Here is an 18,293-nt window from a genome sequence, read left to right as displayed (position 1 = left end):
CGTCTGGCCGCTCGTACGTGAACTCGTCCGTGAAGAGGGAGGTGGGCGAACGGGGGCGTGGAGGCGGGGGTGCGGGGGCGGGGCGCGGGCCTGGGCGCGAGGCCACGGAGGCGCGACGCCACGGAGGGCGGAGGCGCGTACGAGCAGGGGCCGCGCATATGAAGAACGCGTGGGGCCGCGGACACAAAGGAGGGGCCGTTGTCCACAGCTTGTGGACAGCGGCCCCGGTGGGCACGGCGTGCGCGCCGGCACCCCCATGCTGCCGCGCACCCTTCCCCCTGTGCCCCCCGTTCCACCCCCGATCATCCCCGTCGCACTTCGTCCGGCGCCCTCGCGGCGCCCCCGCGCGGCCCCCTCTTCACCGCGCGGGAGCGGCGTTCAGCCCGAGGGGCGGGCCGGGGTCGGTGCGCGTCGGGCCCGGCTCACCAGAGCGGGGAGAAGTGGATCGCCACGGTGTTCTGGTGGATGGCGGTGAAGGCCGAGCCGGCGACGCTGGCCGTGTTGTCCTGGTTCGAGGCGCCGGCGCCGGTGGCCGCCTGCTGGGTCGTCGTGACGTTGCCCGAGTTGCCCAGCGCGTTGCCGCCGGAGTTGCTCACCACCGTCGCGTTCGAGTGGCCACCCGCGAACGAACCGTCGTCGGCCGCGGCCGTGCCCGCGAACAGCACGCCCGCCAGGGGCAGTGCCGCAACGGCGGCCAGGACACGGACGGTACGGATGCTTGCCATGGAGTTTCCCTTCCAGGGGACATTCTCTGAGCTCTGCAGGTGGTGGAGCGGCCGGCCGACCGCTCCGCCGGTGTTTCCTTCGGCGTCGCCACCAGCAGATTGCCCACCGCCCACGCCGGAATGCGGCCCCATGATCGCTTTCGCTCGCACGCGTGACGATCTGTCGATAAACCTGCCTTACGCCCGTTTTCCGCGCCGGTGTGAGCGGGCGCCCGGATGATTCACAGGGGGCTCACAGGAAGTACGGCGGGGCTCGTATGGCGAGGGGCGCCGGCGCGGGGAGGTGGGGCGGGGCCGGGGGTTCACGCGCGGGGCGCGGCTCGGGGCTTCGTATGCGGCCCGCATGGGGGTTCAGGCGAGGAGCGTCACGCGTCCGCGGGTGGAGGTGGGGGCGTACGCAACTTGGGACTTCGGGTACGACGTCCAGGAGAGGCGCAAGGGGGCGGCTTGGACGTCCGCGGGCGGGCACGCACGTCGCCGCACTCGACTGGGCACTTCGCGTACGACCCGCACGAGACCGTTCGAACGGAAGCCGCACGCAACCGCAGGCGAACACGCTGTTGTACGTAGCCGGCCCGGCGCCTCGCGTACGACCAACGAGGCGGCTAAAACGGACCGCACGCAACCGCCGGCGCACACGTCGCCGTACCCGACCCGGCGCTTCACGTACGACCCGCAGGAGACCGTTCGAGCGGAAGCCACTCACATCCCCCGGGCGGACACGTCGCCGTACCCGACTCGCGGCTTCCCCTGCGACCCGGAGGAGAGGTTCGAGCGGGAAGCTTCACGCGCCCGCGGGGAGGTGGGACGTGTCGCCGTACGAGGTCAGCCGCAGGTGCGTACCGTCGCCGTCCCAGCGGGAGAGGGAGGCGTTGGGGACGGGGGCGAGGTCGGGCGGGGGCCCGCCGATGCCGCCGAGTGCCTGGCGGACGGCGAGGACGACGGCGTCGTGCGCCACGAGCAGAACGTGCCGGCCGGCGGCGCCCGAGCGCGGGTCGCCGAGGTCACGCAGGAAGTCCCGTACCCGCAGGGTCACATCGGCCAGGGACTCGCCGCCGGGCGGCCGGTGGAACCAGTCCCCGACCCGCTCGCGCCGCTCGGCCTCCTCGGGAAAACGTTCGCGTACGGCAGGAGGGGGCAGCAGCTCCAGCACGCCGGCCTCGCGGTCGCGCAACCGCTCATCGCTGAGCGCAGGCGGACAGGGCACCTCCGACTCCCGTGCGACGCGGGCCATTTCATCCCAGGTCGCCACGGCCCTGACGTAGGGCGAGCACACCACGACCTCGGGCCGCTCCTCCTCGGGAAGCCCGACCAGCCACCGCCCCAGCTCCCGCCCTTGCGCGACCCCTCTCCCCGAGAGCCCGACATCGGCGTCCCTGCCGTCGGGCAGCCGCACGTGAGCGTCCCCGCGGCGCTCAGCATCCGCGAAGAGGACATTGGCGGTGCTTTCCCCGTGCCGCACGACGCTCAGCCGCGCCACCCCGCACGGAAACGCAATGCTCACACCGACCCCACCTCTCCCAACGCCAGGGCTTCCCTGCCTACCACGGCGCCCGCCGGCGCACCCGCCGCACCGCACCGACGCTCGACCCCGCCCCATTGTGCGAGGGCCCCCAGGCTCCGGTGAGTGCGGCTCCCCGAGCAGCCCCGGAACCGCCCCACTCGGGCGCTTGTAACTGCGCTGGGAAGCCAGGGAGCCCAGCAGATCCGCCCCCTACGCGGGGCCCAGAACAACCCGTCTGGGCACGGCGGGTACTCCTCGCAAAAGGCGCCGCCCACCCATGAAGCCGACGCCCAGTCATGTCTTCGGACAGCGTGGTTAACTCGACGCGATGACGCACATCGGAGCTATGCCCTCTTGCCCTAGTAATTCCAAAATGCCCGACCCTATGGAAGTAAGCAAAACCGCGCGTCCGGCGCTATAAACGCGCTGGTCACGGAGTGTGGTCCCCGCGCATGCGGGGCTGTTCCCGGTGGGTTTTCTTGTGTCCGGAATCGGTCTTCGTGGTCCCCGCGCATGCGGGGCTGTTCCCGGCGGCGGTCCTTGAACCCCCATCTTGGAGGCGTGGTCCCCGCGCATGCGGGGCTGTTCCCCCGGCCGGGTCGGTAAGCGCGGACTGGACGGTGTGGTCCCCGCGCATGCGGGGCTGTTCCTCAGCGGGAAAAAGGGGTTCGGCAAGAGCGTCCGTGGTCCCCGCGCATGCGGGGCTGTTCCCTCCGCCCGAAGGGGGTTGGATTGCGCGGACGTGTGGTCCCCGCGCATGCGGGGCTGTTCCCATTCCGCGCTGAGATCGACGGCGGGAAGGTGGGTGGTCCCCGCGCATGCGGGGCTGTTCCCATTCCGCGCTGAGATCGACGGCGGGAAGGTGGGTGGTCCCCGCGCATGCGGGGCTGTTCCCATGTACCTGAGAGAAGGGAGATCGCACGGAATGTGGTCCCCGCGCATGCGGGGCTGTTCCCGTGACCCCGCCCACGGTGAACTTCTCATCGGGGTGGTCCCCGCGCATGCGGGGCTGTTCCCCGCTGATCGCCGCCCGGGTGCGCGGACCCGCGGTGGTCCCCGCGCATGCGGGGCTGTTCCCTGCGCCGCGGACACGCGCAGGCGCTTGGCGGCGTGGTCCCCGCGCATGCGGGGCTGTTCCCCAGTCGTCCGGGCCCGGCTTGCCGGGCGTCTGGTGGTCCCCGCGCATGCGGGGCTGTTCCCATCGGCGCGCAGGGCGGGCGCCCTCCGACGCTGTGGTCCCCGCGCATGCGGGGCTGTTCCCCCCCGCTCGCCGTACTTCGGCCTGTTGAAGCGGTGGTCCCCGCGCATGCGGGGCTGTTCCCAGGCTGCGGGAGCACTGCAAGCAGGCGCGGGTGTGGTCCCCGCGCATGCGGGGCTGTTCCCACGACTGAGTGGGATGGCCTGACGGGCACCCTGTGGTCCCCGCGCATGCGGGGCTGTTCCCGTCACGGCCCGCAGGTGTGTGCCGTAGGCGGTGGTCCCCGCGCATGCGGGGCTGTTCCCTGCTCGACTCCAAGGGCCACGCAGCTCACAAAGTGGTCCCCGCGCATGCGGGGCTGTTCCCCCGGCGTCACCGAGTCCGGCCGTCCCGGGTGCGTGGTCCCCGCACATGCGGGGCTGTTCCCTCGGCGGCACACGCGTCCGCGTACCAGCGGCGGTGGTCCCCGCGCATGCGGGGCTGTTCCCCTGTACTCCACGGCGACGCTGTCGCAGCCGACGTGGTCCCCGCGCATGCGGGGCTGTTCCCATCGTGATCAGCGTCTGCGCCCAGGTGGGCACGTGGTCCCCGCGCATGCGGGGCTGTTCCCGTCGGCTCTCCGAGCAGACGGGCGTCAGCACCGTGGTCCCCGCGCATGCGGGGCTGTTCCCTGAACGCTGTACTCGTTAAAGGTGTCGAGCAGGTGGTCCCCGCGCATGCGGGGCTGTTCCCGTGGAGGGCGCAGCCGCGCACCTCGACAACCCGTGGTCCCCGCGCATGCGGGGCTGTTCCCGTCGGAGACGATCTTCTCCACCCGGGCACAGTGTGGTCCCCGCGCATGCGGGGCTGTTCCCATCGCGGCGGACCGCACGGGCATCAAGGGCCTGTGGTCCCCGCGCATGCGGGGCTGTTCCCGGCGTCTCCGAGCCGCCGCAGTCCTTCGAGGGGTGGTCCCCGCGCATGCGGGGCTGTTCCCAAGCGGGGCCTCGTGCCCTGCTACATCAACCAGTGGTCCCCGCGCATGCGGGGCTGTTCCCTTCTTCCCGAACTCCACCGGCAGCCGCCTGTGGTGGTCCCCGCGCATGCGGGGCTGTTCCCTCGTCGTGGAGCTGGTGAGCGTCGCGGCAGCTGTGGTCCCCGCGCATGCGGGGCTGTTCCCGAGTACGCCGTGCAGGCCGCCGAGGAGGAGAAGTGTTCCCCGCGCATGCGGGGCTGTTCCCTCGGGGAAGGCCGGGTGGCTTGCCGCGGCCCAGTGGTCCCCGCGCATGCGGGGCTGTTCCCTGCTCGCCGGGCTCCTTCTGGTTGTCGAACTGGTGGTCCCCGCGCATGCGGGGCTGTTCCCGCCACCGTCAACATCTCTCAGTAGGAGGCCCCGTGGTCCCCGCGCATGCGGGGCTGTTCCCATACACGCAGCGTCACGCGGCGCTACCGTGCCGTGGTCCCCGCGCATGCGGGGCTGTTCCCGCCACCGTCAACATCTCTCAGTAGGAGGCCCCGTGGTCCCCGCGCATGCGGGGCTGTTCCCATACACGCAGCGTCACGCGGCGCTACCGTGCCGTGGTCCCCGCGCATGCGGGGCTGTTCCCCGCTCCAAGCGATTGGTGATCCCACCCGTTGGGTGGTCCCCGCGCATGCGGGGCTGTTCCCCCGGGCCGCGCGGGGCAGGTTCGGCCCTTCGGGTGGTCCCCGCGCATGCGGGGCTGTTCCCCAGTCGTGGCCGTACCTCGCCGGGATCATCGAGTGGTCCCCGCGCATGCGGGGCTGTTCCCTCCAGGTGCTCCACCGTGCCGTCGGGGGCGACGTGGTCCCCGCGCATGCGGGGCTGTTCCCCTCACGCGCTCAGACTGCCACCCGCCGTACGTGTGGTCCCCGCGCATGCGGGGCTGTTCCCCCGGCGAGGTCGAGCACGATTCCACCGCCGATGTGGTCCCCGCGCACGCGGGGCTGTTCCCCAGTCCCATGCCGGACGTACAGACTTCGGCTCCACATAGTCAAAAGCGATCAACATCGTGCAGATAGCGACTTGCCGCCCATGGCGGCGACTGCATACTGTCCACTACTGCCGTGAACAGCACCGACCCGGCTTTCGATGAGGCGTTCGACCGCCTCCCGGCTGCCGCGCGGGCCGCGTGGGGGAAGCACGACCGGCCCACCGACGACTGGTTGCCCTTGTGGCGGCACATGGCCGACAGCGGCGCCGTGGCCGGTCGGCTGTGGGACGTGTGGCTGCCCCACAACGTCAAGGTGCTGGTCAGCGAGGCCCTGCCCGGCGGAATCGGGGACGGGCGAAAGCTCGCCGTGTGGCTGGCCGCGAGCCACGACGTCGGCAAGGCCACGCCCGCCTTCGCATGCCAGGTGGAACCCCTGGCGAACGCGATGCGGGACATCGGGCTGGCGATGCCGTACGAGAAGCAGTTCGGTGAGGACCGGACAATGGGTCCTCACGGGCTCGCCGGACAACTGCTGCTCCAGGAGTGGCTGACCGAACGCCACGGCTGGGCCGAACGCTCCAGCCGGCAGTTCGCCATCGTCATCGGCGGGCACCACGGAGTACACCCCGGCCCTCAGCGGATTCACGACCTCGACCTGCACCCGGAGCTGCTGAGGACGAAGGGCCCGAGCGAGGCCACCTGGAAAACCGTCCAGTTCGAACTCCTGGACGCGTGCGCGCGAGCCGCAAGCGCCACGGACAGGCTCGACGCATGGCGAGACGTGAAACTCCCGCAATGCGCCCAGGTGACCTTGACGGCCCTGGTGATCCTGGCCGACTGGATCGCCAGCTCGGCCGAACTCTTCCCCTACGTGACACGACACGCGAGCGGAGACAAAGGCGCGGGCCGACAGACAACGAAGCACAGGCTGGAGGCCGCCTGGCAGGGACTGGACCTGCCCGCCCCCTGGGAACCGGACGAACCCGACGACCCCGCATCGGAATTGTTCGCACGCCGCTTCGACCTGCCGGACGGTGCCACGATCCGCCCCGTACAGGAAGAGGCCGTACGGGTCGCCCGCGAGATGGACCCCGCGGGCCTGCTGATCATCGAGGCCCCGATGGCCGAGGGCAAGACGGAGGCGGCACTTGCGGCAGCCGAGATCCTTGCCGCACGGACGGGCGCGGGCGGCTGCATGGTGGCGTTACCGACCCGGGCCACCAGTTCACATCGCCCTGAGAATGTCCTTGAGAAGACGTGCGACCTTCCGCCAGGGAGCAGCGGTTGTACGCCATTTCTTCTCCGCCTCAACACTGGCACGGGTGACTGCCAGTTCGCGGCCCGTAGTGCGAACCATGTCGATCCGGTGGGTGACAGACGTCAGTGCGTTCAAGTGGTAGGGACCGATGCCCAGATAGGACGCGGCCTCCTCCTGAGTCAACCAGGGGCCGCCTGCCGGCAGCCCACGGTAGGGAAAAGGGATCTGCGGGAGGCTGTCCGTCCAGGTCTTCACCGAGACATTGTCGTCGGCGGCGAGCATCGAGCCCAGGGGCCCTGACCTAGCGGAGGCAGTACGGCACGGCTACTCCTGGAGGAACGTCGGGCGTCGACCCCGTCGAGGTCGCCAGGCGCGCCGGGCACAGCGTCGCCGTCCTCTTCCGCTTCTACGCCAAGATCCTGCGGGGCGTTCAGCATCACGCCAACGACCTGATCAGCCGCGCCCTCGCCGACCAGGACCGATAGCGGAACGTGGCCGCCGGCCTCGACGGCAAACCTGACCACAGGTTGACCACACGCACTGGTCGCAGACGGGATACGACGGCACAGCCGCGGGACAACGCAACAGGTGGGGGCGGCTCCCGTTCGTACGGGGGCCGCCCCCACCTGCGTGTTGGCTAGCTGCGCGGAGGCTGTGGGATTTGAACCCACGGTGACATCGCTGCCACGACGGTTTTCAAGAGGCCCCCGCCCCACGGGCCTCCTAACTCTCTGACCTGGACCGGAACCGAGACGAGCAGACCGGATCGGCTCGCCTGGCCCGTGCATGGCTCGTCAGCCAGCAGAAAGCGTTCCGCTCCACTGGGCCACCGCACGGAACATCAGACCCAAGCTCTATGCTCGGCGGGTGACCTCGCTTGCTCTCACCGACTGGAACAACAGCCGCCGAGGGAAGATCACTCTCCTCTGGAACTTGCACAGCCAGCTCTCAGGCCCCCAGTCCGCAGCGTGGCACGCTGAGGCGGCTCTCGCGATGGTCCTTCAGCGGATGGCCACGGAGTTCCAAGGGTTCGCCCGCGGACTACATGACGAAGCGACAGAAGTTTTTGTTCGCCACGTAGCAGCAGGGAGTACAAACCTAGAGACTATCCTTCGCGAGCGCATGACGGCAGATCGAGCACTCAATAAGGGCAACGCACACGATGACGCCGTAAAGAGGGATTTCTCTCGCCTTGGTTTAACTTTTTGGCCCACCATGCAAGCCGCAGACAAGCGCGCCAATACATGGGAAAAAGAACTCCGAAAAATTGTCGAAATGCGCAACGGGGTAGCTCATGACGACACAGGAAAAATACTACGGCTAAACGGCGATGGCTACAACCTCGACGTTCCAACCCTTCAATCATGGCACAAGATGCTAGACGAACTCTGCGTCTGCATGGACGACGTTGTCGGCACCTACCTATCCGCCCTTCTGGGAATCCAGCGACCGTGGTGAGGGTTGACATGACAGAAACCGACTACACGATCGGGCAGACGGTAGCCGTCCCCTGGGGGTTGGACGTCATTGAAGGTGTCGTGGTGGGCACATATGGCGAAGGGCTAGCTCGACGTATCCTCGTGGATGTCGCAGTTGCGGGCGAAGATGAGCCCCCCGCGACGCTACCATTTCCCGTGCATGTTCTAGATGCAGCGAAAGATTCCGCCCAGGAGAAAGTAGCTGGCAGCTGGCTTTCCGCCTACCAATATGAGCTAGCGCTTTACACAGCTCTCGAAAAGGTAATTTCAGCACTAGATCCTACCGGGTTTACCGAGCAAGGCGGCAGCCAAGGGGATCAAGAATACGACATTGCCGTGGTCACATCAGGCAAAAAACTGTTCGTCGAAGCCAAACATTATTCTCGCACAGACGCTTCGATTAGGAGCGAGGCTGTGTTGCAGCTTCAAGCGGCCCTCAGTCGTGCAAGAGATCGTAGTCGCGAAAAAATGGCGGGGTTGCTCGTCACGAGCGCAACGATTCCACCAAATCTGCTGGAATACGCAAATAGCATCACGCGCCAGGGGTTTGCGATTTTGATCGTTCGCTGGCATCCGGAAGACGGTTTCAAAAGCCTGATCCAACCCGTGCGCACTGCGCTCGCGGGCGCCCTCTGAAGTATGGGTCTGATACAGCTCATTCGCGCCGCAGCCTGGCCGGTGCTTTGCTCAGACTCGTCTCGTCGTACTTCGATGTTTCATTCCAATGCTCCAGGACTCTCGCTGTCGCTTGGGCTATCTCCGGTGGGAGGCTCCGGGCAACAGAGGATACTTCCCTTGAGCTTTGCGAGGTCCCCGAGAGCCATGCCCGTGACCTTGGCGTATTGCCAGGACCATTCGGCGACGGCCTGCCGGAACAGGTAGTCGCGGCGGCGGGCCTTGGGCTCTTCGCCGCGGTTCCGCAGCTTGGTGACAGATGCCCGCTCCAACCCCTGATCACCACGCTAACGAGCGAGAAGCGTCGCTTTCGCAAGTCGGGCTGGCTCGTCGTCGGTCGGCGTGAACGACCACTCCCGGTCCCCGGGGGGGGTGGGTGTCGGCCAGGAGTAGCAGCCCCGTGGGAGCCGCGGACGAAGTGTAGGGAGGACGGCCCGTAGCGAGTGACGCTGGCGGCGCCCGCGGGGGCGAGCGGGGCGCTGCCCGCCGGCCAGTGGGTCGGCGTAGTCCGTGTGGACCGTCCAGCCGAAGGCCGCCCGGTCGTAGCAGACCTTCCAGATTTCGAGAGCGTGGTGCACAGGCGTCATCGGATGAACCTCAGCTTGCCGCCATCGATGCTGGCGGGAGCCGTTCCGAGCAGTTCGACAAACTGATCGGCCATCCTTCGTACCGTCCAGGGGCGCATCACGAAGGCATGGAGGCGCTGCCCACGGCTCGCAGACCGACAAGACCAGACCACCGGGGCTCCTGTCAGTCTGCGGCCGTCCGAAGATCACTCACGGGACAGCCCCTAGTCAGCCCGACCAGCGAATAGTTGAACACTCGCCCTTCTATAACTCACCTGTTCTTCCGTGTGAAATTCGACCAGGTCGAAATTTCCGCTCGCCCAGTCCATAACAAAATCTTTCACTTCAGGACTGAGTTCCAGGTTTCGAATAGTTGCCGCCGCACTCCGACGGAAGCTTTGGTCAACACGTGCAGTCAGAAGCTTGAAGAGGATCTTACGCAAAAGACCGTACGTTCTGCCGCGAAATTCCGCGTACCCTCGGCTCAAATGTTCAAATTCTCCCGTCTTTTCCAGCATCTCAGCGACGGGCAAGAACATAAGGAATGCGCCGTCCTTATTAGTACCCAACCGTCGCCCTACGGGGCCGTCACAGGAGCGTAGGATATCGTAGGCAATCGCCTCGCGGAGTTCACTGTTAGACACCCACGGAGCCTCTAGCCTGGGTAGAATTCTACTTAGTTCACTAAAGCAGGAATCCTCAACATCTGACGAAATGAAATCGTCAGAGGGTGGCAGAGCCTGAGGATGGAACGAAGCATTCAGGAGTAGAGAACTCCATGTTGGCGCCCACAGAGACCTGCCGCGAGTGGTGAACCACAGGGATCCACTTCCGAACCCTTCCACCAACTGGTTCACCGAAACATCGCCACGAAGGACTCCCTTGCGGGTTGCCCAATACGCTTTCTCGTAGTGACGAGGAACAAGCGGCGCCAGGGAAAGGTTGATCTCTTCTGCAACGTCTCGCCAAATCTGTTTTCCCGGCCAGAGGAAACTAGCATCAATCATGTTTAGTGCATAGAACAACGGAACGTCATCGTTTGGCCTGCTTTCGACTACCTTTTCGAGAGTACTCTTAACGAACCTGACAACCATCTGCAGATTTTCTGGGCTACAGTTCATTAGCTGCTGGAGCAGCGTTACGCGAAACTCCTCATCGCGTACTTCTTCAATATCCAAACTGATGGCGATACGGCAGATTCGCTCTATAATGTCTGGACGCGGAACCATGAAACCGAGCGCGCGGACCGAAAATGCAGCAAGGTTGCGCTTGCTTGTAAACTCCTCCGTATCTTCAACAGCGGATAGTAGGAGATCCAGAAATTCATCTCCACCATCTTCAACATTCTGCCCGAGTGTCTGCACCGCCAACTGCGCTACCACCTCCCATTCTTGTTTTGCGATACGCTCGTGTAGTGCATCGAAAAGCATGTCGGGGCTTGAATTGGCGCGAACGATTTGATTTGCTGCAAAATATTCGAGGAATGTTCGGTGTGTAAATGCGTATAGGTTCTGCTGGGTATCTGACCCCATGTCTGTAAGCACCCAGGCTCGGCCAGTGCAGAAGTCCACAAACCGGTTCGCTGCGTCCTCTGCCTCGACCTCATCATCATATCTCTTTGAGAGCAAGAAACCTTTCACGAATTGAACAAGCCGCTGGCGATTTAGCCCCTTTTGTGCCTTCGGGTCAGAGTACATTTGATAAGCAAGGGCATTAAGAGCCAGGCGGACGTGCGCATTGAACGGCAGCGGAATCACGATACCGCGCTGCTTATCCCAGCGTTCAAATAGGAGCTCAGCACACTTTTGATATACGTCGGGCCTGTTAGAGGGGATATAATGCTCGCTGGCGTAGATGCCGCACATCAGAGACAGCATCAAGGGGTTCCTGCGAAGATCCTGTACAAAATTACTTTCGCGAACAAACGAGTCGGCCAGTTCAGCTCGGTTCTTCCTGTCGACACTTTGATCGAGAGAGAACCATTTCTTCGCGTATAGGGCGACTTGCTCTTCTTGAAGCTCGGCGAGCGTACAGGCAAAGAACAGTGAATCATCAAGTGGCGCTTCGCTATACCCAATCTTTCGCGAGGTTACCAGGACCGGCGTCGCAGGGTACCTATAAACAAAAGATTCAACGAAATCGGTCACCTTTCTACGAAGTGACGTATCAGTTAGCTCGTCGAGACCATCAAAAATAATTAGAGCGCGACCGTTTTCCAGGAGATAGTCTATTGCTCCAGCGGGCGGCTGAATATTGTAAGGATTCCGGCAAATTGACTCCAGAATCCCCGACATTGTTTCCTTACCACTCCTAAGGCCCTCGATGTGATCCCGCAGTACAAACAAAATCGGTACTCGTGCTGCGGACGCAGGAAAAGCATTCCTGGCAATGTCGTAAGCAAGCTTAAGAGACAAAGTGGACTTGCCGCCGCCCGGGTCACCAAGTACGACGACCCTTTGATTTGCCGCTAGAACTTCGTCGAGGTTTTTCAACTCGACTATGCGCCCATGTGCCGATTCGGCCTTTCCAATATCGAATTCAAGGCGAGGCTCCACAAATAGCTTGCTGTATGGAACCTTCCGTGTTGTTCCTGCGTGGGGGAGCCTCATAGTAGCGTGCAGGTTCTTCACTTGGTCCGCCAATTGTTGCTCGAAGTCCTTGAACCGCGCGAGATCAGTCAACTGCGTCAGATGCCCAGCGTTCTTAGCATCTGCAGCCGCAAAGGAAGCGGCTACCTTAACCAGAGAGGCCCGCGCTTCGGCGCTAAGTGAATCTGCGGCTCGCACTTCCTTCACTCGCTCGGCAACTTTTTGCAATAGCGCGCTCCACACAGCCTGAGAAACTTCAGACATCATGCTTTTGTCTGTAAGGCGAAGCGACAGCTGATTTTTAATAATTACGGGCGCCTGTGCGAACTCTGCGCTGATCTCACGAGCGCTCGAACCCGCGTACATCTGCGTTGCAACTGACAGTGCAATTGATTCAAAATCGGGAGATTCAAGGAAATCTACGACTTCACTGGCAGTCTCAAGTGGAACGTGAACCTTGAGGGCGTCAAATCCGCTCTCTTTTAGCGCCTTTCGCGCAGCTCTATTTTTAAATTTCCCCGCAACGGTCCCAAATGGAAGAGCTGCGACCTTTCCAACGGCGCTTCCAGCTGCGCGGGCAGCAGCTGGGAGAACGGCAGTCTCAATACCAGTAATCATGGCTACTCTCATTTTGTTGTAGGTGAGCAACTATCTAGACTGTGAACATTGCACTCACTGACTCTGACCAGTTTGGAAGGAGCGGCTTCGATCAGCAGGCAGGAGAAGATCCCGGTTAGGATGCGTCTCTCCTGTGACCGAGCCCGAGACGCCCAGATCCGTGCGGGCCGCTTCATGGAAGGCATTGATCGCCGTGAAGACCGCGCGGTTGCGTGCGCGCCAGTCGTCCAGCGTGCCCGCGGTCTTGCCCATCGCCTGCCAGTCCACTTCCAGCGAGGCCGCGTTCAAGGCGTGCGCCGCCTCAACGACCTCGTCGCCGGCCAGCAGCATCACCCGCTCAAAGGCCCGCCCTCGCAGGTGCGTCGCCTGCGAGAGCTGGCTGCGCAGGGAGGGCTCGGGGTCGTCGCTCACGCGGATGCCCTCACGGTGCTCGTACAGCTCTACGCCCAGGTAGACCGCCGCCCGTACCCGGTCGATGTAGTTCTCGTAGGACTCCAGTTTCTTGGTGTCCCACCGCGTCAGCAGCTCGCGACGGATGCGCTGCCGCTCGGTCCAGTAGTTCGTCACGTAGGTGGTGAGCGCGCCCACCAGGACGGCCACGATCGTCAGCAACTGCTCGGACGTGTCCACGCCCCTCCCCCACCCCGCGAGTCGTAAAGACGTCTTGAGGATTTTAGGAGGGCAGGGGAACAGACGGGGGCGATTCCGCAGCTTCGGGAAGAGCAGTGCTGCTGTCGGGCAGAGCGGTCCGACCGTAGTGTTACGGTGCCCGTGGCACCCTGCGGAGAGGCCAGATCATGAGCAACCCCACGTCAGAGGCCCTGGTCACCCTCGGCCGGTGGTACGTGCGCAAGGCGCCCGGCACGCTCGGCAAAGCCGCCCTCGCCGGCCGCTGGCTGAACCCGCACTTGCGCGACGAGCCCCGCGGCCGCGTCACCGAGACGACGTTCGGCGCCCGCTTCGCCGTGGACACCCAAGATCTCATCCAGCGTTACATGTACCTCTTCGGCGTCTGGGAACCCCGGATGACGCAGTGGCTACAACGCCGGCTCCGTCCGGGCGACACCTTCGTGGACGTGGGCGCGAACATCGGCTACTTCAGCGTCCTCGCTGCCCAACTCGTCGGTCCTGCCGGGCACGTTGTGGCCGTCGAGGCGTCCCGCCCCTTCATGGACCGTGTCGAGTTGAACGCCCGCCTCAACGGCATCACGAACATCCGGCCCGCCCATGTCGCCGTCTCCGACAAGCAGCAGACGCTCACCTTCATCCTGGCCAGCTCCCGCAACATGGGTGCCAACAGCATCGTCCCTTGGGACGGCCCCACCGAGTCCGTCTTCGACATCGAGGCGTACCCGCTCCCCGAAGTCCTGGAGTCCGACGAGATCAGCAAGGCCCGGGTCATCAAGATCGACGTGGAGGGCGCGGAGGGCAGCGTCGTACGCGGCATGGCGCCGATGCTCGACAAGCTCCGTCCGGACGCCGAGGTCACCGTCGAGGTCACGCCGGAGCGCATGGCGCAGCTCGGCGACTCGGTCGAGGAGTTGTTGGAGACGATGACCTCGCGCGGCTTCCACGTCTACCGCCTGGCCAACGAGTACGCCGCCGCCTCATACCCCTCCGCGCTGAGCGGCCCGTCCGCCGTACCCGTGCGCTGGCACGGGCCGGTCACGGACGAGAGCGACCTCGTGTTCTCCCGGATCGACGCGGACCGACTGCCGTAGGCGAACCGCGGACGGTGTTCAGGCTCCGGCCAGGCCGTGATCCATCGCCGTGGCGTCGAGGAGGTCGAGCGATTCGGCAGGCGGAAGAGCGGCGGCGCTCAGGAGCGTGTATCCGAGTTCGGCCAGAGCTGAGGACGCCGGATCGTTCACGACCTGGTCGCCATCGCGCAGGCTCGCCGCGACGACCGGTTGCTCGTCGGCAAAGTTCATCAGCGTGAAGGCCATGTCCCCGGCGACGTGTGGCTCGGCGTTGAGGGGCACCACCTGAAGAACGATGCGGCCGGTCCTGGCCAACGCAGCGATGTGGCGGAGTTGTTCGGCCATAGTGGCGGCACTGCCGATCGGACGGCGTAAGGCTCGCTCGGTCAGGACGGCGGCATAGCGAGGGCTGCCGTCGGCGTCCAACAGCGAACCCGGGGCCGCTGCACCCGTGGCGCTCGGCAGGGTCGGGTCCTGGAGACGGGCCACCGCATCGGCATAGGAGCCGAGTTGGAGCAGCCACGGGACGAAGGTCGTGTCCCACTCGCGGATGCTCTGGGCTTGCACGGCGAGCCGCGCGGGGTCGGACAACTGGGCGGGGATCAAGGCCGCGCGTCCGGCGCCAAGCTGGCGGACGAAGAAGCCGTCCGTGCGCAGGACCTTGTCCAGGGCCGCCGCAAGGTCGGGTTGGATGCGCCGAATCCCGCTTTCGAGGTTCGCAAGGTGGGCGGTGGTGATGTAGAGCATGCGCGCGAGCGCGGCCTGAGTCAGGCCGGCTTGCTCGCGGCGAAAGCGCAACTCCGCGGCGTAGAAGGCGCGAGGCGAGAGGGAGGCTGTGTCCTTCCGCCGGCGGTTGTGGTCGCGGTTGCGCATGCTGGCGCTCCTGGGCGTGATCAAGGGGTGGCTGGTGGAGGGATGTGCGGGGGCCGGCCGCACGCGCAGGCGCACGGCCGACCCCGTCAGGGAACGCGGCCGACTACTCAGCGCCGCTGTCGTGGGCGACGCAGTCCGGTCCGTGAGCTGTGGCTGTCGCAGTGGACGGGTGATGGGCGAGCCAGTCCGCGCGTGCGGCGGCCAACCGGGGCCGTACCTCGTGCTCCAACATGTCGGCCTGCGCACGCAACGCCTGTGCGAGGTCGGCGAGCCCGTCGGGATCGAGGTTGCCGACCCAGTAGTCGGCGACGAGGTGCACGGTCGCTACGGGCAGGGGCGGCGCGTGGTCCGCGTCGAAGGGCGTGCAATCGATGCTCGTGTGGAAGACCTCCGTCATGGCGGGCTCTTCCGCGAACTCGGGCGGGCTGACGTACAACTCCCGCCCGGGGAAGGTCACGTAGTGCGTGATGTCCGAGAGCCGGCCCTCAAGCCGGGCATCCGGAACCCCGTCCTCGCTGGGGTCTTCGGTCGCCCACGAGGGCAGATAGCCGGTGACCGTGACTCCGTGGGCGGTGGTGATCGTCCACGTGCGTCCGGGGTCTTCGGCGGTGGCCGTGATCTCGGTCGGCGGGAGTAAGGCCCCTTCCAGCGGGGTGGCATTGTTTCCGGGCATGCTTCGCTGCCTCTCTGTGCAGGGTGGTTGAACGGGGAGTCGGTTGGCCGACGATTAGGGCGTCCCGGGGACAGGCGGGCGCTGCACCTTCGGAGCCATCCCCTCACGACGTGCGATCTCGCGGTCAACGACCGCCCGCGCCTGGGCTGACAGTTCGTCCTCGCCGGAGGCCGGGAGCCGGTCTCCCCGACTGTGGGCGACACGGAGTACGTCGGTCAGCGCCGCGCACAACGACCGCGTCATGCTCCGCAGTTCGACGTCGGAGGCCCCATCCGCCAGGGACTGGCGTACGTCGCCGAGCAGTTCCTCAGCCATGCCGAGCTGGACCGATTCGAGGTTGTCGGCGAGTTGCCAGAGGAACGAGGGCTCGTCGGGGTCGGAATCGAGGTAGCAGGGCTTCCCCTCCGGGCCGAGCCAGGGAAGGAGACGAGTCAACGGGGCGCCCCCTTCCGGAAGATGTGGGTGACGAACGCTCCCTCGGCTCGGTCGCCCGCGAGAACGAGGTGGACGCAGGCGACGACGCGTTCCTCCTCGTCGCTCACCGTCCGGTGGACAGCAAGGACCGGTACGCGGGCGCTGATCCGCAACGACTGTGCTTCCGTCGGGCTCGGGAACCGGGCGGTGACTTGGTCGAAGCTGCTGAGCATCGCGCTATCGGGCCTGCGGGCAAGGTGGTTGAGGAGGTCGTCGCCCCAAGGCACCGCACAACCGCTCGGCTTGGTGCCCGCTGCAACATCGGCAGGCACGAAGATGCGCGCCAACCCCTGCGGCTGCTCACCTCGAACGCTGAGGCAGACGTACTCGACAAGCGGCTCGTCGGGCGGTCTGCCCAGGTGCGCGGCAAGTTCGGCGGTGGCCTTGATGTCAGCGGCGCTGAGGGTGACGTCGAGGTCGCCGGGCATCACGCCGTAGGGGAACCGCAGCCGTTCACGGGGCCGGCTGACGAAGTTGCCGCGGCCCTGGAACTTCTCCACCAGGCCCTCAGAGCGGAGGAGTTCGAGGGCATCGCGGAGGGTGGGCGTGCTGACGCGGTAGTGGTCGGACAGCTGCCGTTCCGGTGGAAGCCGCTCCCCTACCGTGAACTCGCCGGCGAGGATGCGGCGGCGCAGCGCTTCGGCGACTTCCTGATGGCGAGCGGTCATCGCGGCGAGGTCACCTCCCTTCGCCGTTTCTCGGCGACGAGGACGTACGGCCTGACGAGTGCGACGTCTTCGCCGCGGACGGTGCAGTGGCGCGGGTGCTGCCGTACCTGGGACAGCGAGGTGGGCAACGGCGCGGCGTGCACCCTCGTGCGCACGGCGCGGTGAGCGTGCCGTCCGGCCGGGCGGGGGCGCCGTCGTGGTCGCCACGTGGCAACTCGTTTACAGAGTCGGATCATGGGGTTGCTCCTACGTTGGGTATGACCTGGGATTTCACGGCGTCGACGTGCTTACGGAGACCTGCGGACGAGGGCCCACACGGTGCGGCCGCGGGCGGTCCCGTCGCTGAGTCCGAACCGGTCGGCGGACTCAAGGGCCGCGAGAACCGCAAGCCAGGCTTCCGGCGGGAAGTCGGGCGGCACGTCGGCCTCGATCCGTACCTCCTCGGCTCCGTCCTTTCGCACCGGTCTGAGACCGGCCGCGGCGAGGCCCGCGCGGATGTCTGCGATACGTGCTTCGGGTGGGGGCACAAGGCGGTCCTCCGTCGCCGATCAAGCACTCTCAGTAAAGCTAGTTAACTAGATTAGAGCTAGTGCACTAGATTGTCCACATGCCTGATCAGCCGCCGTACCTGCGGATCGCGGACCAGCTCCGCGGGCGCATCGCGCGTCAGGAGTGGACGCCGGGAGACCGCCTGCCCTCGCGCGCCGAGCTGGCCCAGGAGTACGGGGTCGGCGACAACGTCGTGCGCCGCGCACAGGAGTTGCTGATCTCCGTCGGCGTCCTCGAAGGCCGCGCGGGCTCCGGGACGTACGTCGCCGCACCGCGCGAACGGCTGCGCATCGTGCGGTCCATCTACCGTGAGCAGGCCGGCGGTTCGCCCTTCCAGGCGGACATGGCGGCGCTGGGCAGGCGCGGGACGTGGGAGAGCCGGACGGACGCGAAGGTGCCGGCTCCGGCGGAGATCGCCGAGCGGCTGGGCATCGCCGAGGGTGACTTGTGCGTGCGCACGGCCTACGAGTTTTTGGCGGACGGCAAGCCGGCGCAGCTCTCCACGAGTTGGGAGCCGTACGCACTGACGGGCGGCACGTTGATCGTCCTGCCCGAGGGTGGCCCGCACGCGGGCATCGGCGTGGTGCGCCGCATGGCGGAGATCGGCGTGACGGTCACCCGGGCGGTGGAGCAGCCCTCACCGCGCGCGGCCACGGCCGAGGAGGCAACCCTCCTCGGCGTTCAAAAGGGCACGCTGGTCACGCACATCACGCGCACGTACTACGCGGAAGACGGTCGCCCGGTGGAGACAGCGGACATCGTGGTCCCGTCCACGCTGTGCGAAATCGTCTACGAGGTGCCTGTGCATCAGTAGC

At 65.9% G+C, this 18,293-nt stretch carries 13 protein-coding genes and 1 CRISPR repeat array; of the genes, 5 read left to right on the top strand and 8 right to left on the bottom strand.

The features are described from left to right. Positions 1-422: 422 nt before the first annotated feature. Positions 423-725 carry a hypothetical protein gene (locus tag BLR33_RS04680; RefSeq protein WP_093782976.1) on the bottom strand — a complete coding sequence of 101 codons (303 nt, stop codon included), beginning with the start codon at positions 723-725 and terminating at the stop codon, positions 423-425. A 784-nt stretch (positions 726-1,509) separates the two neighbouring features. Next, positions 1,510-2,229: a histidine phosphatase family protein gene (locus BLR33_RS04675; RefSeq protein ID WP_245771153.1), complete on the bottom strand. Its 720-nt coding sequence runs from the start codon at positions 2,227-2,229 to the stop codon at positions 1,510-1,512. 439 nt (positions 2,230-2,668) lie between these two features. Further along, positions 2,669-5,379: a CRISPR direct-repeat array (repeat unit 29 nt; unit sequence GTGGTCCCCGCGCATGCGGGGCTGTTCCC). Between the two features lie 112 nt (positions 5,380-5,491). Here BLR33_RS04675 and BLR33_RS04670 point away from each other — a divergent pair. From BLR33_RS04670 to BLR33_RS34650, 3 genes are all read left to right on the top strand, one after another. Continuing rightward, positions 5,492-6,916, top strand: coding sequence for a CRISPR-associated endonuclease Cas3'' (locus tag BLR33_RS04670; protein ID WP_176930125.1), 1,425 nt, complete (start codon positions 5,492-5,494; stop codon positions 6,914-6,916). 567 nt (positions 6,917-7,483) lie between these two features. Beyond that, positions 7,484-8,074 (top strand): hypothetical protein, encoded by a 591-nt coding sequence (locus tag BLR33_RS34655; RefSeq protein ID WP_143031627.1) that lies wholly within the window; start codon positions 7,484-7,486, stop codon positions 8,072-8,074. Between the two features lie 8 nt (positions 8,075-8,082). Continuing rightward, a complete protein-coding gene (locus tag BLR33_RS34650) occupies positions 8,083-8,730 on the top strand; it encodes a restriction endonuclease (protein ID WP_143031626.1) in 648 nt (215 codons plus the stop codon). 829 nt (positions 8,731-9,559) lie between these two features. Here BLR33_RS34650 and BLR33_RS04660 read toward each other — a convergent pair. Both BLR33_RS04660 and BLR33_RS04655 read right to left on the bottom strand, forming a co-directional pair. Further along, the gene (locus tag BLR33_RS04660) at positions 9,560-12,571 is read right to left on the bottom strand and encodes an NACHT domain-containing protein (protein ID WP_143031625.1); all 3,012 of its coding nucleotides are present in this window, start codon (positions 12,569-12,571) and stop codon (positions 9,560-9,562) included. Between the two features lie 24 nt (positions 12,572-12,595). After that, positions 12,596-13,171: a hypothetical protein gene (locus BLR33_RS04655; protein WP_093782974.1), complete on the bottom strand. Its 576-nt coding sequence runs from the start codon at positions 13,169-13,171 to the stop codon at positions 12,596-12,598. A 167-nt stretch (positions 13,172-13,338) separates the two neighbouring features. On the opposite strand from BLR33_RS04655, the gene BLR33_RS04650 reads away from it, so the two are divergent. Beyond that, positions 13,339-14,262 carry an FkbM family methyltransferase gene (locus BLR33_RS04650; RefSeq protein WP_093782973.1) on the top strand — a complete coding sequence of 308 codons (924 nt, stop codon included), beginning with the start codon at positions 13,339-13,341 and terminating at the stop codon, positions 14,260-14,262. A gap of 18 nt (positions 14,263-14,280) precedes the next feature. Here the strand turns inward: BLR33_RS04650 and BLR33_RS04645 are convergent, their stop codons facing one another. The 4 genes from BLR33_RS04645 to BLR33_RS04630 form a co-directional block, all read right to left on the bottom strand. Beyond that, positions 14,281-15,114, bottom strand: a complete 834-nt coding sequence (locus BLR33_RS04645) for a helix-turn-helix domain-containing protein (RefSeq protein ID WP_093782972.1) — start codon at positions 15,112-15,114, stop codon at positions 14,281-14,283. 103 nt (positions 15,115-15,217) lie between these two features. Beyond that, positions 15,218-15,787, bottom strand: a complete 570-nt coding sequence (locus BLR33_RS04640) for a DUF6907 domain-containing protein (RefSeq protein WP_093782971.1) — start codon at positions 15,785-15,787, stop codon at positions 15,218-15,220. A 54-nt stretch (positions 15,788-15,841) separates the two neighbouring features. Then, positions 15,842-16,222 (bottom strand): hypothetical protein, encoded by a 381-nt coding sequence (locus BLR33_RS04635; protein ID WP_322987095.1) that lies wholly within the window; start codon positions 16,220-16,222, stop codon positions 15,842-15,844. Further along, positions 16,219-16,929, bottom strand: coding sequence for a GntR family transcriptional regulator (locus tag BLR33_RS04630; RefSeq protein ID WP_093782970.1), 711 nt, complete (start codon positions 16,927-16,929; stop codon positions 16,219-16,221). Before BLR33_RS04630 ends, BLR33_RS04635 begins: the two co-directional genes overlap by 4 nt. Before the next feature lie 607 nt (positions 16,930-17,536). Here BLR33_RS04630 and BLR33_RS04620 point away from each other — a divergent pair. Further along, complete coding sequence (locus BLR33_RS04620; protein WP_093782968.1) at positions 17,537-18,292, top strand: GntR family transcriptional regulator; 756 nt, start codon at positions 17,537-17,539, stop codon at positions 18,290-18,292. The last annotated feature ends 1 nt before the right edge of the window (position 18,293 follow it).

This window comes from Actinacidiphila guanduensis, from assembly GCF_900103985.1.
Taxonomy (GTDB): Bacteria; Actinomycetota; Actinomycetes; order Streptomycetales; family Streptomycetaceae; genus Actinacidiphila; species Actinacidiphila guanduensis.
Note: the sequence above shows the minus strand (reverse complement) of the source record. Positions and strands in the feature narration are given on the sequence as shown.

What these genes read in the sequence shown, in the direction of transcription:
- BLR33_RS04680 (WP_093782976.1), bottom strand. Translation starts at nt 725, where the DNA reads ATGGCAAGCATCCGTACCGTCCGTGTCCTGGCCGCCGTTGCGGCACTG.
- BLR33_RS34650 (WP_143031626.1), top strand. Translation starts at nt 8,083, where the DNA reads ATGACAGAAACCGACTACACGATCGGGCAGACGGTAGCCGTCCCCTGG.
- BLR33_RS04650 (WP_093782973.1), top strand. Translation starts at nt 13,339, where the DNA reads ATGAGCAACCCCACGTCAGAGGCCCTGGTCACCCTCGGCCGGTGGTAC.
- BLR33_RS04645 (WP_093782972.1), bottom strand. Translation starts at nt 15,114, where the DNA reads ATGCGCAACCGCGACCACAACCGCCGGCGGAAGGACACAGCCTCCCTC.
- BLR33_RS04640 (WP_093782971.1), bottom strand. Translation starts at nt 15,787, where the DNA reads ATGCCCGGAAACAATGCCACCCCGCTGGAAGGGGCCTTACTCCCGCCG.
- BLR33_RS04630 (WP_093782970.1), bottom strand. Translation starts at nt 16,929, where the DNA reads ATGACCGCTCGCCATCAGGAAGTCGCCGAAGCGCTGCGCCGCCGCATC.
- BLR33_RS04620 (WP_093782968.1), top strand. Translation starts at nt 17,537, where the DNA reads ATGCCTGATCAGCCGCCGTACCTGCGGATCGCGGACCAGCTCCGCGGG.